Source organism: Actinacidiphila bryophytorum (assembly GCF_016916835.1).
Classification (GTDB): domain Bacteria; phylum Actinomycetota; class Actinomycetes; order Streptomycetales; family Streptomycetaceae; genus Actinacidiphila; species Actinacidiphila bryophytorum.
The window spans coordinates 10,101-30,580 of sequence record NZ_JAFFIX010000029.1 but is presented as its reverse complement, the minus strand read 5'-3'; the positions used below and the strand labels follow the sequence as shown (position 1 = coordinate 30,580).

Here is a 20,480-nt window from a genome sequence, read left to right as displayed (position 1 = left end):
GGCGGCCGGCGCGGCGTGCCTGCGCGCGCAGACTGAGACTCTGCTTGCTCCGGTGTCCCGCGCGTAACGGCAGTTGGGATGAAATCCGGGCGCGGTGCGCGCGGCGCGTGTGGTCTGTCGGGACGAGTACCGGGCCGAAAGAATGAGCAGGGGGTCCCGCGGGCATTCCTCCTTTTGGGGGTTGTGCCGACCGGGACCGCCACTCCCGGCAGCTCATCAGCGTGTCGCCCGCCGTGCGGCATTGCGCCGAAAAGTTTGACAAACCGGCGGTAGCAATTCGAAAAGCTATGGTTGTAGGGCCGGAGTGCCCATGCTAAGGTCGGGTCCCGCTTGTAGGCAGCTGAAGTTCGGGGGCTAGCGATGCAAGAGGAAGCCGCCAAGGTTTTTCTGGTGGATTCTCGGGCTGTTTCGAGGGTAGGGCTGAGTGTGCTGCTGGGCCGGGAGGCCGATCTGGACGTGGTCGGCAGTGCCGCCGATCTGACAAGTGCCCTGCCGAGTCTGACGAGACTCTCACCGGACGTCGTGATCATCGACGGGCAGGACCTCGAAACGGCTTCATCCGCGGAGTTACGGCTGCTCATCGGCAGTGTTGCCGATGAGCAGCCGAAAACACTGGCCATCGTGTCGCGACTGGACCAGGCCGCGCACGACTGGCAGGCGGCGGGGTTGTGGGGCGTGCTGGACAACCGGGCCAGCCCGCAGCGCATCGCCGCCGCCGTCCGCATGATCAGCGCCGGCTACCGGCTGGTCGTGCCGCACTGCGAGACCGAGGAGCAGAACACCGTAGAGCCCGTAGAGCCCGTAGAGCCGGTGGAGCCCGCAGCAACCATGCCGGCAGGTTTATCGGAACCGGATCTCGAAGCCGTCGGAATAACTCGGAGAGAGCGCGACGTGCTTGAGCTCATTATCCGTGGGTATTCCAATGCGGAGATTTCGGAAGCGTTATTTCTGAGTGAAAGCACGGTGAAATCCCATGTCCAGCGCATGCTGGACAAGCTTGCCCTGCGAAACCGGGTCCACGCGGTGATCTACGCGTACGAGAAGGGAATCGTCAGAGCCGGCGGCAATGTCCGTTCAGCCTTGTGAGCCGTCCGCCTGCAGCGATTCCATGAGCAGACGGCGGTTCGTCTTCCCGTTGTCGGTGCGCGGGAGTTCGCTCACCACGCTCATGGAATCCAGCATCATGTAGGACGGAAGCCGCTCCGAGCTCCACCTCTTGAGATCCAGGAGGCCGGGCTCGGAGCCCGCTCCCGGCACCACCACCGCGTGCACCCGGGCGGATATTCCCTCGCCGACCACCAGCACGGCCACCTCGCGTACTTTCGGATGAAGTCCCAACGCGGCCTCGATCTCACCGAGTTCGACCCGGTTCCCACGGATCTTCACCATGTGGTCGCGCCGGCCCAGATACTCCAGCAGCCCCTCGCCGTCCGGCTCCACCAGGTCGCCGGTGGCGTACGGGCCCTGCTGCCGCGGCCGGCCCCAGTAGCCGAGCATCACTGTCGGCCCGGACACCAGCAGTTCGCGCCCGCGCCGGTCCGGCTCCGCCTCGCCGAAGTGCAGCGTGTCCCCGGAGCACGCGGTGCCGATGGGCAGCGCACGCCCGGTCTCCAGGTCCGCGTCGCGGACCTCGTGGGAGGTGCAGACGTTCGTCTCCGTGGGTCCGTACCAGTTGAACAGCCGCACCTTGGGCCAGGCGCCGCGCAGTTGGCGGAGCTGCGGGATCGGGAACGGCTCGCCGGCGAAGACGCAGACCCTGAGCGACGGCGGAACCGGCCGCTCCAGCAGCCCGCCGCGGGTCATCATCAAGATGAGTGCGGACGGCACCGAGTACCAGACCGTCAGCTCGTGGTCCGCGACGAACCGCAGCAACTGCGGTGGCGCGTAGGCGAGATGCTCCGGCACCAGATGGACGCTCGCCCCGGTCAGGAAGGCCGCGTACAGATCGAACACCGACAGGTCGAAGTTGAACGGCGCGTGGTTGGACAGCCTGTCCTGCGGGCCGATGCCCAACTCGTCGACCGCCCAGCGCACGAAGGCCAGCGCATTGCGGTGGCTCAGGCACACCCCCTTCGGATCGCCGGTGGAGCCGGAGGTGAACAGGATGTACGCCGCGTCGTCCGGCGACCCCGCCACCGGCGCGGGCACCGGCGCGCCCTCGGCGCCGGCGAGCAGCTCCTCGAAAGTCGTGCACGCCGGGGCCTCGCCGCCGCAGTCCGCCGCCGCCTCGGCACCGTCCTTGTCGGTGACCACCAGCGCGGCCGCGCAGGCCGCCGCGATCCGGGCCAGCCGAGAGGGCGGGTTGGTGGCCGACACCGGCACGTACAGCGCGCCGGCCCGCAGGCAGCCCTGCATCAGCGCCACCACGTGCAGGCTCTTGGCGGACCACAGCACCACCCGGTCACCGGAGCGCACGCCCCGGGCGGTGAGCGCGGCGGCGTAGCGGCCGGCGAGCGCGTCCAGGGCCGCGTAGTCCAGCCGCCCGTCGGGCGCGTCCACGGCCAGGGCGTGCGGCGTCCTGCGGGCCGCCTCGACGACGGGTTCGTACAGCCTCACAGTCCCAGCTCCTTCGCCGCGATCTCCTTCTGCATCTCCGAGGTGCCCGAGAACAGCACCGCGGGCACCGAGTCGCGCAGCGCCGCCTCGATGCCGTGGTCGGCGAGGTAGCCGCGACCGCCGAACACCCGCACCGCGTCCACCGCGCTCGCCACGGCCGCCTCGGAGACGGCCAGCTTCGCCAGCGCCACCGGCAGCACCGCGCGGCTGCCGGAGTCCATCTCGGCGCAGGCCCGGTACAGCAGCAGCCGGGCGCTCTCCAGCCGCAGTTTCATGTCCACGATGCGGTGCGAGACCGCTTGGAAGGAGCCGATCGGACGGCCCGACTGGCGGCGCTCGCGGGCGAACGCGGTGCACCGGTCGACGAGCCGGTCCAGCAGCCCGACGTATCCGGCGAACAGACAGGCACGCTCCCAGCCCATGGACGCCTGGAAGATCGCCGCGCCCGCTCCGGGCTGCCCCAGCACATGGTCGTCGGGCACGAAGCAGTTCTCGAAGTCGACCGTGCCGGCCCGGCAGGACCACAGGCCCATCTTGTCGAAGGGTTCGCTCCTGCGGACGCCGGGCGCCTGCGCGTCCACCACGAACGCGGTCTGGCCGAGGTGGCCCATGTCCGGGTCGGTGGTGGCGTAGGTGACCAGGACGTCGCAGACCGGGCCGTTGCTCACGAAGCTCTTCGTGCCGTCGAGCCGCCATCCCCCGGCGACCTGATGTGCCGTCACCTTGAGCCGGGAGACGTCGGACCCGGAGTCCGGTTCGGTCATGGCGTTGCCCGCGATGGCCGCCCCCGAGGCCAGGTCCGGCAGCCAGCGCAGGCGGACCGCCTTGGAGCCGAACTCGGCGATCGGCACCGCGCAGGCGAACTGGTGCGCGCTGGCGGCGAAGACCAGTCCGGTGTCGGTGCACGCGCGCCCGAACGCCTCGATCACCAGCGCGGTGTCCAGCGCGCCGAGCCCGCCGCCGCCGAACTCCGCAGGCAGGCAGGTGCCCAGCAGGCCGAGCGCGCCCATGGTGTTCCAGTCCTCGCGGTCGAAGGCGCCCGGCTGCCGCCCGGGCGGGAACGCCTCGGCGGCCTGCCGCAGGGTGTTCTGACGGCGCGCCGACTGCGCCTCGCTCAAGTGGAAGTCCACGATGCCTCCTGGGAGTTCGGGGATGGCGGTCGGGTCCGGTGCCGTCTCAGCGGGCGACGAGCGCGAACAGCTCGTCCAGGCACAGGTGCAGGGCGGGGGAGTCGAGCATCATGTGGCCGCCGCGGACCCGCTCCACCCGGCACGGCCCCACCGTCTCCTGCTGCCAGCCGGCCAGCCCGGCGTCGTCCACCAGGGGGTCCAGGTCGCCGGCCACCACCTGCACGGGGCAGGTCAGCGGCGGCAGTTCCGGCCGCCGGTAGGTCTCGGCCATCCGCAGGTCGGCGCGCAGCGGCGGCAGGAAGATCTCCAGCAGCTCCGGGCTGCGGTCCACCGCGGGCAGGGTGCCCTGAAGGGTTCGCAGGCCGCGCAGCAGTTCGCCGGTGGGCGCGTCGTGCAGCGCCGCGCGCGGGTGCGGGACCGAGGGGGCGTTGCGGCCGGAGACCACCAGCGCCAGCGGCGGGCCGGCCGCCGACCCGGCCAGCCGGTGGGCCAGTTCGAAGGCGACCAGCGCGCCGAAGCTGTGCCCGTACAGCACGTAGGGGCCGTCCGCGGTGGCGGTCAGCTCGCCGGCCAGCCGTGCGACGAGCTCGCCGGTGTCCCGGACCAGGGGTTCGGTACGGCGGCCGCCGTGTCCCGGCAGCTCGACCGGGGTCACCGTGGCGCGGTCGGCGAAGCGGCTCCGCCACGGGGAGAACATCACCGCGCTGCCGCCGGCGTGCGGCAGGCACAGCAGCCGGGGAAGGGACCGGGCGCTCAGCACTGCGTCGACCTCCAGGAATCGCCGGGGTAACTCGGGTAGCTCGGGGGAGACATGCGGGGTGCATGGGCGGGCGCCGGGCACCGCACCGGCCGTATCGCCGCCGTTCGGCCACCACCGGCCGCCGTCCGGCCACCACCCGGCGCCGTCATCCGCGACGCGCGGCGCCGGCCGCGGCCGAGCGGACAGCCGCGTCGATCCTGACCGCTCGGGGGGGTCCGCGGCGACGGCCGCGGGTACTCATCCTTTCGGCCCGCCCGCACCTGCGGCCGTGCCCCGCCCTCCCCCTTTGGGACGGAAACCGGCCGGCCCGGCCCCGTGGGTAATTCATCACGTCTGCCGAAGCCGGGGCCGCGTCCCGCTGCATACGGTGGCGCACAGCCGGTCGCCGGAACCCGCGGCCGGCCCGCCAGGAACGGCCTGCGGGGAAACCGTCGAGCGCCAGCAGCCCGACGGGCCCCGGCCCCAGCGTCCGCGGCGGGCACCCCGCACCGCTGGGGACCCGCGACGGCGCATCCGGCCGTCACGCCGTCACCCGCCCGGACCCCGGAGGCCGCAGGCATGCCAGAAGAGACCGTCGCGCAGGACGAGATCCTCGCTGAACTCACCTCGTTCGTCGAAAGGCGCTTCCTTCCGGAAGGGACCGCGAGCATCGAGTCCGACGCCCCGCTGCTCCAGCTCGGCATCCTCACCTCGCTGAACACCACCGAGCTGATCGCCCACATACAGGAGCAGTACCGGCTCTACATCCCGCCCGAGCACATCGTCGGCCGCAACTTCAAGACGCTGGACGCGATCAGCTCCTTCGTCTTCCGGTTGCAGGGCGACCCCGCGGCGATGGCCTGATCCACCCACACCGATCGTTTGAGGAGCAGCCTTGTCCGCAGTCGACTACGACATTGGCATCATCGGCGGGGGCCCCGCGGGCTCGACCGCAGCCAGCTACCTGGCCCGCGCCGGTCTGTCCGTGGCGGTCTTCGAGGGTGAAACCTTTCCCCGGCCGCACGTCGGGGAGTCCCTGGTGCCCGCCACCACTCCGGTACTGCGCGACATCGGCGCCCTGGACCTGGTCGAGAAGGCCGGCTTCCCCAAGAAGTTCGGTGCGGCCTGGACCTCGGCCGCACCCAAGGGCATCCCCACGCTCGGGTTCTCCGGCCTGTCCCACGGACTGGGCGCCGCCGAGATCGAGTTCGACGAGCGCGACCAGCCGGGCGTCGAGCAGGCCCACACCTACCACGTGGACCGCGGCAAGTTCGACCAGCTCCTCCTCCAGCACGCCAACTCCTGCGGCGCGAAGGTCCTGGAGGACACCCGCATCGGCAGCGTCGACTTCTCCGGCGAGAACCCGGTGCTGCGCCCGGTGCGCGGCAAGGACTCCGGCTACACCGTGCGGATGGTGGTCGACGCCAGCGGACGCGGCACCATGCTGGGCCGCCAGATGAAGCTGAAGGTGCCCGACCCGGTCTTCAACCAGTACGCCGTGCACGCCTGGTTCGAGGGCCTGGACCGCAGCGCGCTGTCGCACGACAAGAAGAAGGCCGACTACATCTTCATCCACTTCCTGCCGATCACCGACACCTGGGTGTGGCAGATCCCGATCACCGACACGATCACCAGCATCGGCGTCGTGACGCAGAAGAAGCACTTCACCGCCTCCAAGGACGACCTGGAGGGCTTCTTCTGGGACTGCGTCGGCAGCCGGCCGGAGCTGCGCAGCGCACTGGAGGCGTCCGAGCGGGTCCGCCCGTTCAAGGCCGAGGGCGACTACAGCTACGGCATGAAGGAGATCACCGGCGACAAGTGGGTGCTGATCGGCGACGCCGCCCGCTTCGTCGACCCGATCTTCTCCAGCGGCGTGAGCGTCGCGCTCAACAGCGCCCGCATCGCCACCAAGGACATCATCGCCGCCGCCGAGGCCGGCGACTTCAGCAAGCCGCGGTTCGCCGAGTACGAGCGCACGCTGCGCCGCGGGGTCGGCAACTGGTACGAGTTCATCAGCATCTACTACCGCCTCAACATCCTGTTCACGGCCTTCGTGCAGGACCCGCGGTACCGGCTCGACGTGCTGAAGATGCTCCAGGGCGACGTCTACGACGACGACGAGCCGCGGGCGCTGGAGGCGATGCGCAAGATCGTCGCCGCGGTCGAGAGCGACCCCGACCACCTGTGGCACCAGCACCTCGGCAGTCTGACCACCCCCTCAGGGGCGGCACTGCTGAAATGACCGGGACAGCAGCCGATGCGGTGGCGATCGTCGGGGCGGGCTGCCGCTTCCCCGGCGGAGTGACGGGCCCGGACTCCTTCTGGCGCCTGCTGCGGGACGGGACCGACGTCATCACCGAGGTCCCCCCCTCCCGCTGGGACCTGGCCCGCGTCTACGACCCCGACCCGGACGCACCCGGGCGGACGTACGCGCGCTGGGGCGGCTTCCTGCCGGACGCGGACCGTTTCGACGCGGGCTTCTTCGGCATCGCGCCGCGCGAGGCCCGGCAGATCGACCCACAGCAGCGGCTGCTGATCGAGGTTGCCTGGGAGGCGCTCGAGGACGCCGGCATCGTGCCCGGCACCCTGGCCGGGACGCGCACCTCGGTGTGGTCCGGCGGTCTCGGCGCCGACTACTTCCTGCGCCACGCGCAGGAGGCCGGCCGCGCCGGCATCGACCCCTGGTACGCGTCGGGCAAGGAGGCGAGCTTCGGGCCGGGCCGGCTGTCGTACCTGCTGGGCCTGAACGGGCCGAGTGTCGCCCTGAGCACGGCCTGCTCCTCCTCCCTGGTGGCAGCCCACCTCGCCCGGCGCAGCCTGCTCGCCGGCGAGTCGGACACCGCGCTGGTCGCCGGGGTGAACGTGCTGCTCGCCCCGGAGCTGACCATCTTCATGTCCAAGGTCGGCGCCATGGCCAAGGACGGCCGGTGCAAGGTGTTCGACGCCGCGGCCGACGGCATCGTCCGCGGCGACGGGTGCGTGGTGCTCGTACTCAAGCGGCTGGGTGACGCGCTCGCCGACGGTGACCGGGTGCTCGCGGTGATCCGCGGTTCCGCGGTCAACCACGACGGGCGCAGCGCCGGCCTGACCGTGCCCAGCGCCGCCGCGCAGCAGCGCCTGCTGCACGACGCCCTGGCCGATGCCGGCGCCGCGGCCGGCGAGGTCGGCTTCGTGGAGGCCCACGGCACCGGCACGCCGCTCGGGGATCCGCTGGAGATGAGCGCCCTGGCCCAGGTGCTGGGCGCGGGACGCGACCCGGCGGCCCCGCTGCTGGTCGGCTCGCTCAAGACCAACCTCGGCCACACCGACGGCGCGGCCGGCGTCGCCGGGCTGCTCAAGGCCGCGCTCGCGGTCCGCCACGGCCAGATCCCGCCGCACCTGCACCTGCACCGCCCGAACCCGGCGATCCGCTGGGACCGATGGCCGGTGCGCGTGCCCGTGGAACTGACCGACTGGCCGCAGGACACGCCCCGCCTCGCCGGCGTGAGCGCCTTCGGCCTGAGCGGCACCAACGCCCATGTGCTCGTCGAGGCGCCCCCGCGGCAGGCGCCTGCCGCCGGCGCGGGCGGCCCCGCCGGCGCGGCCACCCGGGTGCTCGCCCTGTCCGCGCGCTCCGGCGAGGCGCTGCGCGAACTCGCCCGCGCCCACCGTGACCGCCTGCTGGCCGGACCCGCCGGCGGCCTCGCCGCCTGGACCGCAGGAGCCGCGAGGCTCCGCACCCACCACGGCGAGCACCGGCTCGCCGTCACCGGTGCCACCACCGCCGAACTCGTCGCGGAGATCGACGAGTTCCTCGCCGCCCCGGCGCCCGCCGACGACGCCGGGGCGGCGCTGCCCGACGACGAGGACGAACGCCTGCCGGTCTGCTTCGTCTTCTCGGGGCAGGGCGGCCAGTGGGCCGGCATGGGCCGCCAACTGCTGGACGCCGAGCCCGTGTTCGCCGCGGCACTGGCCGAGGTCGACACGCTCGTGCTGGAGGCCGCGGGATGGTCGCCCGCCGACGAGCTGCGGGCCGGCGCCGAGGAGTCCAGGCTCGCCGACACCGAGATCGCCCAGCCCGTCGTCTTCGCCCTGCAGGTCGCCACCGCCGCGCTGTGGCGGTCCTGGGGCGTCGAGCCGGCCGCCGTCATCGGCCACAGCATGGGCGAGATCGCCGCCGCCCACGTGGCGGGGGCACTGACCCTGCCCGACGCGGTCCGGGTCGCAGTCCACCGCGGACGGCTCCTGCAACGCTCCACCGGGCAGGGCCGGATGGCCACCGTTGCCCTGCCCGAGGCCGAACTGCTGCCGCTGCTGGCCCCGTTCGGCGACGACCTCGCACTCGCTGCCGTCAACAGCCCGTCCTCGAGCGTGGTGTCCGGCACCGAGGCCGCCGTGTCCGCACTCACCGGCGAGCTGTCCGCGCGCGGCGTCACCTGCCGCGACATGCCCGGCGGATACGCCTTCCACAGTCCCCAGATGGCCCCGCACCAGGCGGAGTTGACCAGCCTGCTGGCCGACCTGGAACCCGCGGCGCCCGCTGTGCCGCTGTTTCGGACCAGCGGCACCCTCGGCGCTGCGGACGGCCCGGAGCCCGCCCTCGACGGCGCATGGTGGGGGCGCAACGTCCGCGAGCCGGTGCGGTTCGCCGACGCGATGGGCCGCGCGCTGGACGCCGGTCACCGTGTCTTCCTGGAGATCGGGCCGCACCCGGTGCTGGCCCAGCCCATCGTGCAGGCCATGGCCGCCGCGGGCGCCGACGGCGCGGTGGTGGCGACGCTGCGCCGCGACACCGACGCCGTGCGCACCTCCCGGGCCGCGCTCGCCGAGCTGTACGCCGCGGGCGCCCGCATCCGCTGGCAGCACGTCGAGCCGGACCCGGCCCCGGCACGCGACCTGCCCCGCTACCCCTGGCAGGGCGAACCGCTGTGGTTCGAGGTGCCCGAGGGCGCCGCAGGCGAGGGCATGGCCGTCGACGCGGATCCCGCAGGCGCGGCCCTGCCAGCTGAACTGCGCGGCGAGCTGCGGCTGTTCGACGCAGAAGGGCGGCTCGTCGCCGAGGCGGACGGGCTGCGCCTGCGGACCGGGGCACACCCCGGCACAGGCGCGGCAGCCGGGCTCGCGCCGTACGGGCACCCGACGGAAGGGGGCGCGCAGGGCGTTCCGGCGGTACGAGTGACCGCGGACGCCGGCGCGCAGCCGGCCCCCGGGCGCCCCGACCAGGCCGCGCTGGCCGACATCGTCGCCTCGGCCGCGGCCCGGGTGCTGGGCCTCGCCTCCGCGGCGGCGGTCGGCCGTGCCCGTGGTTTCACCGACCTCGGTATGGACAGCCTCGGGGCCGTCGAGCTGTGCAAGGCGCTGGAGCGTTCGCTGGGGGTGCGGCTGCCCAAGACGGCGGCCTTCGACCACCCCACCGTCCAGCGCCTGGCCGCCCACCTCGGCGTCCTGCTCGACCGGCAGGCGCCGGCCGTTCCTGCCGGCCGTCCCGCCGCCGTGGGCGCCGCTCCCCCTGCCGCCGTCCCCGGGACCGCTGTGTCCGCCGCCCCCGAGCCGATCGCCGTGGTCGGCGTCGGCTGCCGCTTCCCGGGCGGTTCCGACGGCCCCGACGCCTACTGGCGGCTGCTCACCGACGGCGTGGACGCCGTACGGCGGGCACCCGAGGGCCGCTTCGACGACGGCCGACTGTGGTGGGGCGGCTTCCTCGACGACGCCGCCGGCTTCGACGCCCCCTTCTTCCGGATCCCGCCGCGCGAGGCCAAGGTCATGGACCCGCAGCAGCGGATGTTCCTCGAGGTCGCGTGGGAGGCGCTGGAGCACGCAGGTATCCCGCCCGCGGGGCTCGACGGCTCCCGCACCGGGGTGTTCGTCGGCATGAACTCCACCGACTACGCCCAGCGCGTGGCCGCCCGCAACGTCGACGCCTTCTACGGCACCGGCACCTCGTTCAGCGCCGCCGCCGGCCGCCTGTCGTACCTGCTCGGCCTGCGCGGCCCGAGCCTCGCCGTGGACACGGCCTGCTCCTCGTCCCTCGTCGCGATCCACCTGGCCGCGGCCAGCCTGCGCGCGGGGGAGAGCGACCTGGCCGTGGCCGCCGGCGTCAATCTCATCCTCGACACCACCATCCACCGCGCGAGCGGCGCCGCCGGGGCACTGGCCGCCGACGGCCGCTGCAAGACCTTCGACGCCACGGCCGACGGCTACACCCGCGGGGAGGGCTGCGGCGTCGTCGTCCTCAAGCCGCTGTCCGCCGCCCGGCGCGACGGCGACCGGGTGCTGGCGCTCGTACTGGGCTCCGCGGTGAACCAGGACGGGGCCAGCAGCGGATTCACCGCGCCCAACGGCCCCGCCCAGGAGGACCTGCTGCGCACGGCCTTCGCCGACGCCCGAGTGACCCCCGCGGACCTGGACTACGTCGAGGCTCACGGCACCGGCACGCCGCTCGGCGACCCGATCGAACTGAACGCCCTCGGTGCCGCGCTGCGCGAGCGGCCCGCCGACCTGGACCCGTGCCTGGTCGGCTCGGTGAAGACCAACATAGGCCACCTGGAAGCCGCTTCGGGCATCGCCGGGCTGATCAAGACCGTCCTGGCACTGCACCACGAGACGCTTCCCGCGCACCTGCACTTCCGCGAGCCGAGCGCCGCAGTGCCCTGGGACGAACTGCCGCTGCGGGTGCCCACCGCGGCGCGGCCCTGGCCGCGGGGCGGCCGCCGCCGGGTCGCGGGTGTCAGCGCCTTCGGGTTCAGCGGCACCAACGCCCATATCGTGCTCGCCGAGGCACCGGCCGCCGACCTGGCCGCCGTCGGCGCGCCCGGGGGAGTGACGGCCGGGCCTGGAGCGCCTTCCGCCGGGATGCGCGCCGCCGAAGTGCCGTCCCGGGCCAGGCAGTCCGCCGTGCCGGGGCTGCCCGCCGCCGGTGTGCGGGAAACGTCCGCCACCGCCGGGACGCCCGCCGAGGCGTCGCGCCCGGCAGCCGGAGCGGCGACCGGCGACGACCGCGCACCGCAGGTCCTCGCCCTTTCCGCCGCGTCCGCGCGCGCCCTGCGGGTGCGGGCCGCCGCCCACCGCGACCTGCTGTCCGGCCCCGGAGCACCGGACGTCGCGGACCTCGCGTCCACCCTCGCGCTGCGCCGCTCCCACCTGGAGCACCGCCTGGTCGTCGTCGGCCGTGACCGCGCCGAACTCACCGAGCGGCTCGACGCGTTCACCGAGGGCCGCGACGCTCCCGGCACCGCCTTCGCCCGTGCCGCCGACCGCACCCGCGGGCCGGTGTTCGTCTTCTCCGGGCACGGCTCGTACTGGCCCGGCATGGCGCGGCCGCTCGCGCTGCGCAACCCGGTGTTCCGCGCCGCCCTCGACGACGCCGACCGCGCGCTGTCGGCTTTCCTCACCTGGTCGCCGGCCGGGGTGATCGCCGCCGGCGCCGAGCCCGCCGACGAACTCGACCGCCAGATCCTGCTGTTCGCCGTGCAGCACGCCCTCGTCGCCGCCTGGCGCGACCTCGGCGTGGAGCCCGCGGCCGTCGTCGGGCACAGCATGGGCGAGGTCTCCGCTGCGCTGTGCGCCGGCGCCCTGCAACTGCCCCAGGCCGCCGAGGTGATGGTCCGCCGCACCCGGCTGCTGCGCGCCCTGGTCGGCCAGGGCGGCATGGCGGTGGTCGGCCTCGACGCCGACGACACCGCACGCGAGATCGCCCGCTACGGTGAGCGACTGTGCGTCGCCATCGTCAACAGCCGCCGCTCGACAGTCGTCTCCGGCGAGAGCGCCGCCCTCGCTGAACTGGGCGGGCGGCTCAAGGAGCGCAACGTCTTCTTCCGCGCGGTGGACGCCGGAGGTCCCGCGCACAGCCCGTGGGCCGAGCCGCTGCGCGCCGAGCTCGTCGAGGCGCTGACCGGCCGGCTCGACCCGGTGCCGCCGCGCCTCCCCATGTACTCCTCGGTGGACGGCTGCACGGTCGCGGACCGGACGCTCGACGCCGGCTACTGGGGCGACAACCTGCGCATGCCCGTCAGGTTCGCGGACGCCGTGCGCGCCGCCGCCCGCGACGGCCACGACACGTTCCTCGAACTGTCCGCGCACCCGATCCAACTCACCCCGATCGAGCACGAACTGCGGGCCGACGGCACCGACGGGCTGCTCGTCCCCACGCTGCTGCGCGACGTGGACGGCGAACTCGCCCTGCTCACCGCCTTCGGCGCGCTGCACGCCGGCGGCGCCCGGGTCGGCTGGCGACGACTGCACGCCCGCCCGGCGCGGCCGGTCGCCACGCCCGGCTACCCGTGGGAGCACCGCCGCTACTGGGTGGACGACCGCCCGGCAGCGGCCGGCACCGGCCACCCGCTGACCTCCCGCACCGTGCGCACGGACGGCGCCACCGTGGTGGAGGCCGACCTCGACGCGGAGATCGTCACCGCGCTCGGTGCCGACCCCGCCGCCGTCGACCCGCGCGTACCGGCCGCCGCCTGGCTGGAGTTGGCGGTGGCCGCCGCCGGATCCGCGCTCGGCCCCGACCGCATCGTCCGGCTGACCGGTGTGACCTTCGACGCGCCGCTGCCCGCGCCCGCCGACGGCACGCGCACCGTCGCCCTGTCCCTGACCCGCTCGCCGGACGCGCCCGGCGCCCACCGCTTCGAGGTCACCGCACCCGGCGGCGCCGGCTCGCTCCGGCTCGCCGCCGGCACCGCGCGCCCGGCGGGCCGGCGCGGACCGGCCCCCGTCCCCGCGCGGACCGAGGCCGACGCCGGGCTGCTCGCACGCGCCGCCGCGCTCGCCGGAGCGACCGCCGAGGTGGTGGCGGTCCGCACCGACGGCGACCGCCTCACCCTGGAACTGCGCTGCCGCCCGGCCGCCATGCGCTGGCATCTGGCGCCTGAACTGCTGGAACTCGCCCTGTCCGCTGCGACGTTGCTCGCCCCGGAGCCCGTGGCCCCGCTGCTGCTGCCCGCGTCGATCGCGTCCCTCACCGCCCACGACGTCCCCGGCGAGCACGTCGTCCTGCACGTCTCACCCACTGCGGACCGTCCCACGTCGGACGGCGAGTCCACGGCCGGCGACGGGATGCCGCCCGTGGCCGACGTGCTGATCGCCACCCCCGAAGGCCGCCCCCTGATCGAACTCACCGGCATCCGCCTCTCCACTCCCACCGCCCACCCCCTCCCCCCGGAGGCCGCCCGCCGCCACACCACCCATGTCCACACCCCCACCTGGCACGAACTGCCCTCGCGGCCGGCCGGGATGCCCCCTGCGGCGAGCGGAGCGCGTGCTCTGTCCGATGCGGCGTCGCCCGGTGCCGCCGGGTCCGCGTCCTCGGTGGGCGCCTCGGCACGCCCGTCGGGCGCGCACGCCGACTCCGCTCAGCTCGGTGGCGGGGCGGTCGACGGTGGTCGGGCTGGGTCCGCCGGTGGGACGGTTCTGCTGGTGGGGGACGGGTCCGGTGTCGGCGAGGCGATCGCTGCGGTGTGGGAGCGGCGGGGAACACCGGTGCGGGTGGTGGCCGGGGTCGGGACGGGGGTGCGGGAGCGGATCGGGGGCGCGCTGAAGGAGCTGGCCGCGGGGGACGGTTGCGCGGCCGTGGTGCACCTGGCGGCGCTCGATCTGCCCGGGGGCGGGGCGCCCGACGCAAGGGGCGTTGCCGGGGCGTGCGCGGCGGCCGCCGAGGTGACCGCCGCGGTGGCGGCGGCCGGGGCGGGTGCCCGCGTGTGGTGGGTGACCCGCGGCGCCGTGGCCGTGGACGACCTGGAGGAGCCGGCCCCCGCACAGGCCGCGCTGCGGCAGGCGGCCGTCGTCGCCGGGGTGGAACAGCCCAACGCCTGGGGCGGGGTGCTCGACCTGGACCCGCTGTCCGCGGACCCCGCGGCCGACGCCGACGCCGTCCTCGCCGAACTCGACGCGCGCCTGACCGGGGGCGACGAACCCGCCGAGGACCGGGTCGCGCTGCGCTCCGGGCGGCGGCTGGGCGCACGGCTGCTGCCCGGCCCCGCCGCGCCCGCGCTGTTCGCACCGGTGCGGCTGGACCCCGGGCGCGCCTATCTCGTCGCGGGCTGCGGCGGGCCGCTCGCCGAGCAGGTCGCCGGGTGGCTGGCCGAACGCGGCGCCGGTGAGGTGCTGAGGGTCCCGCTGGTCGAGGGGGCCGCGCACGCACGGCAGTTGATGGAGGAGCAGGCGGCCGCGGGCTGCCCCGTCGGCGGCATCGTATGGCTGGGGGCCGACTGGAACCTGCCGGCCGGCGGCCCGCCGGGCGCCCGCGAGCTGGAGGCGGCGCTCACCGAGCGCGCGAGCGGCGCGTGGCTCCTGCACGACGCGTGCCTGCGGACCGGCACGGAGCTCGACCTGTTCCAGGTGTGGAGCACTGTGGCGGGAAGCTGGGGCGCGATCGGCGCCGGAGCGCAGGCCCCGGTGGACGCCGTGCTGACCGCTCTCGCCGCCGCCCGCAGGTCCCGCGGGCTGCCCGCAACCTCCGTGGCCTGGGCGCCGTGGGGCGAGGTCGGCCTGCTCGACCGGGACAGCGCCCAGCGGCTCACCCGCAGCGGCATGACCCCGCTCCCCACCGTCGCGGCCCGCGAACTCCTTGACCAGGTCACTGTGTTCGGCCCCGCCGAGGTCGAGATCGCCGACGTCGACTGGGGGTTGCTGCTGCCGCTCTACCGGCAGGCGCTGCCTTTCCCGCTGTTCGACGTGCTGGCAGAGCGCGAGAAGTCCGTGCCCGGCGACGCCGACGCGCTGCTGGACAAGCTGCGCACGCTGCCCGCGGACGCCCGCGCCGACCTGGTGCTCGACTGCGTGCTGGAGGAGGTCGCGGTGGTGCTCGGCCTGGACGCCTCGGACGAACTGGAGCCGCGGCACGGCTTCTTCGAACTGGGGCTGAACTCCATCACGGCCCTGGAGATGAAGGTCAGGCTGGAGCGCCGGTTCGGCTGCCCGCTGCCGGCCACGCTCGCCTTCGAGTACCCCAACGGGCAGGCGCTCGCCGCCTTCCTGGCCGCCGAGGTGGTGGGCGCCGACGCCCCGCCCTCGAACGGCGGCCCCCACGACGGCGCTGCCGGAGGAATCCAGACAGGCGGCTCACCCTCCGGCAGCGCGACCCATCCCTCCGCTGCCATCCCCGCCGCCCGCGCGGCCGGCGACCCGACCGGCGCCGCCGCCGGCCCCGGGTCCGCCGCCGGCCCCGGGTCCGCCTCCGGCACCGGGTCCGCCTCCGGCACCGGTCGGGCAGCCGGCGAAGGTTCCGACCCCGACAGCGATCCCGTCGCCGCCCCCGACACCGGCGACATCGCCGAGCTGGCCGCCGGTCTGGCCGCCGAGCTGGCCGCCGTCACCGAACTGTTCGAGCAGGAGAAGCGATGAACCAGCCCACCGCCGCCGCCGACGGCGAGCTGCGAGCCCTGCTAGCCCAGGCCGGCCGGACCATCTCCACGCTGCGCACGATGGTCGAGAAGCAGCAGGGCGCCCTCCGCGCCCCGATCGCGGTCGTGGGCATCGGCTGCCGCTTCCCCGGCGGCGCGGACTCTCCCGAGGCCATGTGGCGGATGCTGAGCGCCGGCGTGGACGCCATCGGCCCGTTCCCCGAGGACCGTTGGGACACCGCGCCCTACTTCGACCCGGACCCGGAGACACCCGCTACCGCCTACGTTCTGGACGGCGGCTTCCTCGACCGCGTCGACACCTTCGACGCCCAGCTCTTCGGCATCGCGCCCGCCGAGGCCACCGGCATGGACCCGCAGCAGCGCATCGCGCTCGAGGTCGCCTGGCAGGCCCTGGAGGACGCGGGGTTGCCGCCTGACGGCCTCGACGGGTCGCGCACCGGGGTGTTCATGGGTGCCAGCACCGGCGACTACGTGCGCATGCGCCAGCAGTTCGGCGCGCCCGAGGGCATCGACGGCTACCAGATCCTCGGCGAGAACAGCTTCATCGCCGGCCGCATCGCCCACACCTTCGGGCTGCGCGGCCCGGCGCAGGTCGTCGACACCGCCTGCTCGTCCTCGCTGCTCGCGGTCCGCCAGGCGTGCCAGTCGCTGCGGCTCGGCGAGACCGACCTCGCCCTCGCCGGCGGTGTGAACGTCATCCTGTCGCCCTACGGCTTCGTGCTGGTCAGCAAGGCCGGGGCGGTCGCCCGCGACGGGCGCTGCAAGGCGTTCGACGCCGCCGCGGACGGCTACGGCCGCGGCGAGGGCTGCGGCATCGTGGTGCTCAAGCGGCTGTCCGACGCGCTCGCCGACGGCGACCGGGTGCTGGCCGTGATCCGCGGCGGCGCCGTCAACCACGACGGGCGTGCCAGCGGCATCTCCGTACCCAGCGCCCAGGCCCAGCAGGACGTGATCAGGGCCGCCTTGGAGGACGCCGGGCTGACGGCCGGCCGGGTCGGCTACGTGGAGGCCCACGGCACCGGGACCGTCCTCGGCGACCCCATCGAACTGCGCAGTCTGGAGCAGGTCCTGGGCGCCGGTCGGCCGGACGGGCGGCCGCTGCTCGTCGGCTCGGTGAAGACCAACATCGGGCACCTGGAGGCCGCGGCCGGCATCGCCGGGCTGATCAAGGCGGTGCTCGCGGTCCGGCGCGGCGAGATCCCGGCCAGCCTGCACTTCCGGACCCCGAACCCCAACGTCGCCTGGGACCGGCTCCACATCGCGGTCGCTGCCGAACACACCGCTTGGCCGTCCGACGGGCAGCCGCGGGTGGCCGGGCTGAGCTCCTTCGGGGCCAGCGGCACCAACGTCCACCTGCTGGTCGAGGAACCGCCCGCCGCCGTGGCCGAGGCCCCAGGCGTCCCCGCCCGCCCGGCCGAACTCGTCGTCGCCTCCGCCCGGGGCGAGGACGCGCTGCGGGCGCTGGCCGGGAAGTGGGCCGACCACCTCGACTCCCACCCGGACACGCCGCTGCCCGCCGTCGCCCGCACCGCCGCCACAGGACGGGCCGCCCAGCAGTTCCGTACCGCGTTCGCCGCCGCGGACCTCCCCGAACTCGGCGCACGCCTCCGGGCGTTCGCCGACGGCGAGGGCGGCCCGGCGCCGCGGCGCGCGCTCAGCGCGCACCGCGCCAGGACCGCGTTCCTCTTCCCCGGCCAGGGCGCGCAGTTCGCGGGCATGGGCCGGCAACTGTACGACGCCGAGCCGGTCTTCCGCGACGCGCTCGACACCTGCGCCGCCCTGCTTGCCGACGGCGGTGAACGGCCACTGCTGGACGTGGTGTTCGACCCGGACGGCGGCGACCTGCGACGCACCGCGTGGACGCAGCCTGCGCTGTTCGCGGTGGAGTACGCCCTGGCCGAGCTGTGGCGCTCCTGGGGCGTGCGGCCGGCCGCCCTGATCGGGCACAGCGTGGGGGAGTACACGGCGGTGTGCGTCGCCGGTGCCGTCGAACTCCCCGACGCGCTGCGGCTGATCGCGTTGCGCGGACGGCTGATGGACGCTGTCTCGACCCCCGGCGCGATGCTCGCCGTGCCGCTCGGCGAGCAGGCCGCGCTGCGCGCCGTCGGCGCACGCACCGACCGGGTGTCGCTCGCCGCCGTCAACGGCCCCCAGGACACGGTGCTGTCAGGTGCGGCCGACGCCATCGAGGAGATCGCCGCCGAACTCGCCGCCGACGGCGTCAAGGGCCGCCGCCTCGCCGTCTCGCACGCCTTCCACTCGCCGCTGCTCGACCCGGTGCTGCGCCCGCTCGAAGCGGCCGCCGCGACCGTGGAGTTCCGCGAGCCGCGGATCCCGGTGTACTCCAACCTCACCGGCGAGAAGCTGGACCGCGCCGCCCTCGCCGACCCCGGCTACTGGGTCCGGCACGCCCGGCAGCCGGTCCGCTTCCACCAGGGCATGCTCGCGCTCGCCGGGTCCACAGGGGCCGGCGCGTTCGTCGAGGTCGGCCCCGGCCGCACCCTGCTGGGACTCGGCGGCCGCATCCTGCCCGACCAGGACCTTCTGTGGCTGCCCTCGCTGCGCCGCGGCCGGCCGGAGAGCGCGCAGGTCCTCGACAGCCTCGGCCGACTCTTCGCCTGGGGCGCACCCGTCGACCTCGCGGCCCTGCACGGCACGGAGACCCCGCGCCATGTCCCCCTGCCCACCTACGCCTTCCAGCGCCGCGCGCTGGCCTTCCCGCTCGCTGCGGCCGGTGCCACCGGACTGGCGGGGCCGGGCACCCGCGCCGCCGCCGGGGACCCGGCCGAGGACACCCTGCGCTACACCGTCAGGTGGGAGCAGGCCCCGACCGCCGCGGCAGGTGCCGAGGTACCAGCAGGCCGCACCCTGCTGCTCGCCGACTCCGGCGGCGTCGCGGAGGACCTGGCCGCCGGGCTCAGGGCGCGCGGCGGCACCGCCTTCACCGCCCGGCTCGTCCCCGCGGGAGGGCGGGCGGACAGTTCCGAGGCCGTGCCCGCCGGCGACCCCGCGCAGCTGCGCGCCCTGCTCGCCGCCCACGCGCCGCTGGACCGCGTGGTGCACCTGGCCTCGCTCGACGTGCCCGCGGGCGACGACGCCACCGCCGCCGACCTCGCGGATGCCCGCGTCACCGGCCCGGAGACCGCGATCCACCTGTTGCAGGCGCTCGCCGACGGTGCCGGCGGCAGCCCCGAAGGCCCGCCGCGGCTGTGGCTGGTCACCCGGGGCGCCCAGGCCGCGGGCGAGAAGGACGAGGCCGGCGGCCTGGCCGGCGGCATGCTCGTCGGCCTCGGCAAGGTGGCCGCGCTGGAGCAGCCCGCGCTGTGGGGAGGCAGCATCGACCTCGACCCGGCCGGCGGCAAAATCGACACCCTGGCCGACGAGTTGCTGCGGCCCGGCGACGAGGACGAGGTCGCACTGCGCGCCGGCGAACGCCTGGTGCCCCGGCTCGTGCCCGAGCCCGCCGGAGCCGCCGCGCCACCCGTGCTGCGCACCGACGCCTCGTACCTGATCACCGGCGGCCTCGGCGGCCTGGGCCTGACCCTGGCGGGCTGGCTCGCCGACCGCGGCGCCCGCCACGTCGTCCTCACCGGGCGCTCCGGCCTGCCACCGCGCGAGGAGTGGGACGGGTCGGGCGGCACCGGTTCCGGCGCCGGCGGGCCGTCCGCCGCGACCGCCGCCCGCGTGCGGGCCGTGCGCGACCTGGAAGGCCGCGGCGTGCAGGTCACCGTCGCCCGCGCCGACGCCACCGACGAGGCCGCGATGCGCGAGGTGTTCAGAGCCGCAGCCGCGGCCGGCCGTCCCGTGCGGGGCGTCGTGCACGCCGCAGGACTCGCCGGAGCGCAGAACATCGACGAGGCCGACCCCGCAGAACTGCACGCCGTGCTGCGGCCGAAGGTCGAGGGCGCCTGGACGCTGCACCGGTTGCTGGCCGACGCGGAACCGGACTTCCTGGTCCTGATGTCGTCCATCGCGTCGGTGTGGGGTTCGGCCCACCTGGCCGCCTACGCCGCCGCCAACCGCTTCCTCGACGGCCTGGCCGCCCACCGCAGGGCCACCGGCCGCCCCGCACTGAGTATCAGCTGGGGCCCGTGGAACGTCGCCAGCGGCCTCGGCGGCGACGACCTGCTGGCCCGGCTGGAGGCCCTCGGCCTGCGCGCCCTGGACGCCCGCACCGGACTGGACCAGCTCGGCGGGCTGCTGGCCGGCGACCACATCCACGCGGTGGTGTCCGGCGCCGACTGGGACACCCTCAAGCCCCTGCTGGAGTCGCGCCGCGCCCGCCCGCTGCTCGCCGGCATCGCGGCCGCCGCACCCGGCGGCGACGGCGCCGCGCCCTCGGCGCTGCTGGCCGGCGTGCTCGCCGCTCCCGCCGACCGGCGCGAGAGCCTGCTCGACGCCTACGTGCGCGACGCGCTCGCCGACCAGCTCGGCGTACCCCGCGCCGAGATCACCGACGGTATCGACCTGCTGCAGATGGGCCTCGACTCCCTCGGCGTCAGCCAGCTCATCACCCGCTACCGCAAGGACCTGGCGCTGCGCCTGGAACCACGGCCCTTCTTCGAGGTGCCGGCGGAGGGCTGGGGGCGGCTGCTCGGCGACGAGGTGGCCCGGCAGCACCCGGCGCCGCAGGAGCCCTGAACCCGCCGGGCCGCGACGCCGCCGGCCCGGCACCACCAGCGACCCGCCGGCACCACACCGGCGGCTCAGCAC

At 75.0% G+C, this 20,480-nt stretch carries 8 protein-coding genes; 5 read left to right on the top strand and 3 right to left on the bottom strand.

All coding sequences use genetic code 11. The annotated features are described in order from the left end of the window. Positions 1-360: 360 nt before the first annotated feature. Complete coding sequence (locus tag JT723_RS30370) at positions 361-1,086, top strand: response regulator transcription factor (protein WP_205048064.1); 726 nt, start codon at positions 361-363, stop codon at positions 1,084-1,086. Here the strand turns inward: JT723_RS30370 and JT723_RS30365 are convergent. The 3 genes from JT723_RS30365 to JT723_RS30355 are packed head-to-tail and all read right to left on the bottom strand — an operon-like array spanning position 1,075 to position 4,446. Beyond that, positions 1,075-2,556, bottom strand: a complete 1,482-nt coding sequence (locus JT723_RS30365; protein ID WP_205048063.1) for an AMP-binding protein — start codon at positions 2,554-2,556, stop codon at positions 1,075-1,077. The genes JT723_RS30370 and JT723_RS30365 overlap by 12 nt on opposite strands. After that, positions 2,553-3,686, bottom strand: a complete 1,134-nt coding sequence (locus JT723_RS30360) for an acyl-CoA dehydrogenase family protein (protein ID WP_205048062.1) — start codon at positions 3,684-3,686, stop codon at positions 2,553-2,555. Before JT723_RS30360 ends, JT723_RS30365 begins: the two co-directional genes overlap by 4 nt. A 46-nt stretch (positions 3,687-3,732) precedes the next feature. Next, entirely contained in the window at positions 3,733-4,446 is a 714-nt protein-coding gene (locus tag JT723_RS30355; protein ID WP_205048061.1) for a thioesterase II family protein, read from the bottom strand. Between the two features lie 558 nt (positions 4,447-5,004). Here JT723_RS30355 and JT723_RS30350 point away from each other — a divergent pair. From JT723_RS30350 to JT723_RS30335, 4 genes are read left to right on the top strand one after another with little or no spacing between them, the layout of a single operon-like run. Beyond that, the gene (locus JT723_RS30350; protein WP_205048060.1) at positions 5,005-5,289 is read left to right on the top strand and encodes a phosphopantetheine-binding protein; all 285 of its coding nucleotides are present in this window, start codon (positions 5,005-5,007) and stop codon (positions 5,287-5,289) included. A gap of 31 nt (positions 5,290-5,320) precedes the next feature. Continuing rightward, positions 5,321-6,667 (top strand): NAD(P)/FAD-dependent oxidoreductase, encoded by a 1,347-nt coding sequence (locus JT723_RS30345; protein ID WP_205048059.1) that lies wholly within the window; start codon positions 5,321-5,323, stop codon positions 6,665-6,667. Beyond that, complete coding sequence (locus tag JT723_RS30340; RefSeq protein ID WP_205048058.1) at positions 6,664-15,747, top strand: type I polyketide synthase; 9,084 nt, start codon at positions 6,664-6,666, stop codon at positions 15,745-15,747. The genes JT723_RS30345 and JT723_RS30340 overlap by 4 nt, the downstream gene beginning before the upstream one ends. After that, positions 15,744-20,408, top strand: coding sequence for an SDR family NAD(P)-dependent oxidoreductase (locus tag JT723_RS30335; RefSeq protein ID WP_205048057.1), 4,665 nt, complete (start codon positions 15,744-15,746; stop codon positions 20,406-20,408). The genes JT723_RS30340 and JT723_RS30335 overlap by 4 nt, the downstream gene beginning before the upstream one ends. Positions 20,409-20,480: the final 72 nt, after the last annotated feature.

What these genes read in the sequence shown, in the direction of transcription:
- JT723_RS30370 (WP_205048064.1), top strand. Translation starts at nt 361, where the DNA reads ATGCAAGAGGAAGCCGCCAAGGTTTTTCTGGTGGATTCTCGGGCTGTT.
- JT723_RS30350 (WP_205048060.1), top strand. Translation starts at nt 5,005, where the DNA reads ATGCCAGAAGAGACCGTCGCGCAGGACGAGATCCTCGCTGAACTCACC.
- JT723_RS30340 (WP_205048058.1), top strand. Translation starts at nt 6,664, where the DNA reads ATGACCGGGACAGCAGCCGATGCGGTGGCGATCGTCGGGGCGGGCTGC.
- JT723_RS30335 (WP_205048057.1), top strand. Translation starts at nt 15,744, where the DNA reads ATGAACCAGCCCACCGCCGCCGCCGACGGCGAGCTGCGAGCCCTGCTA.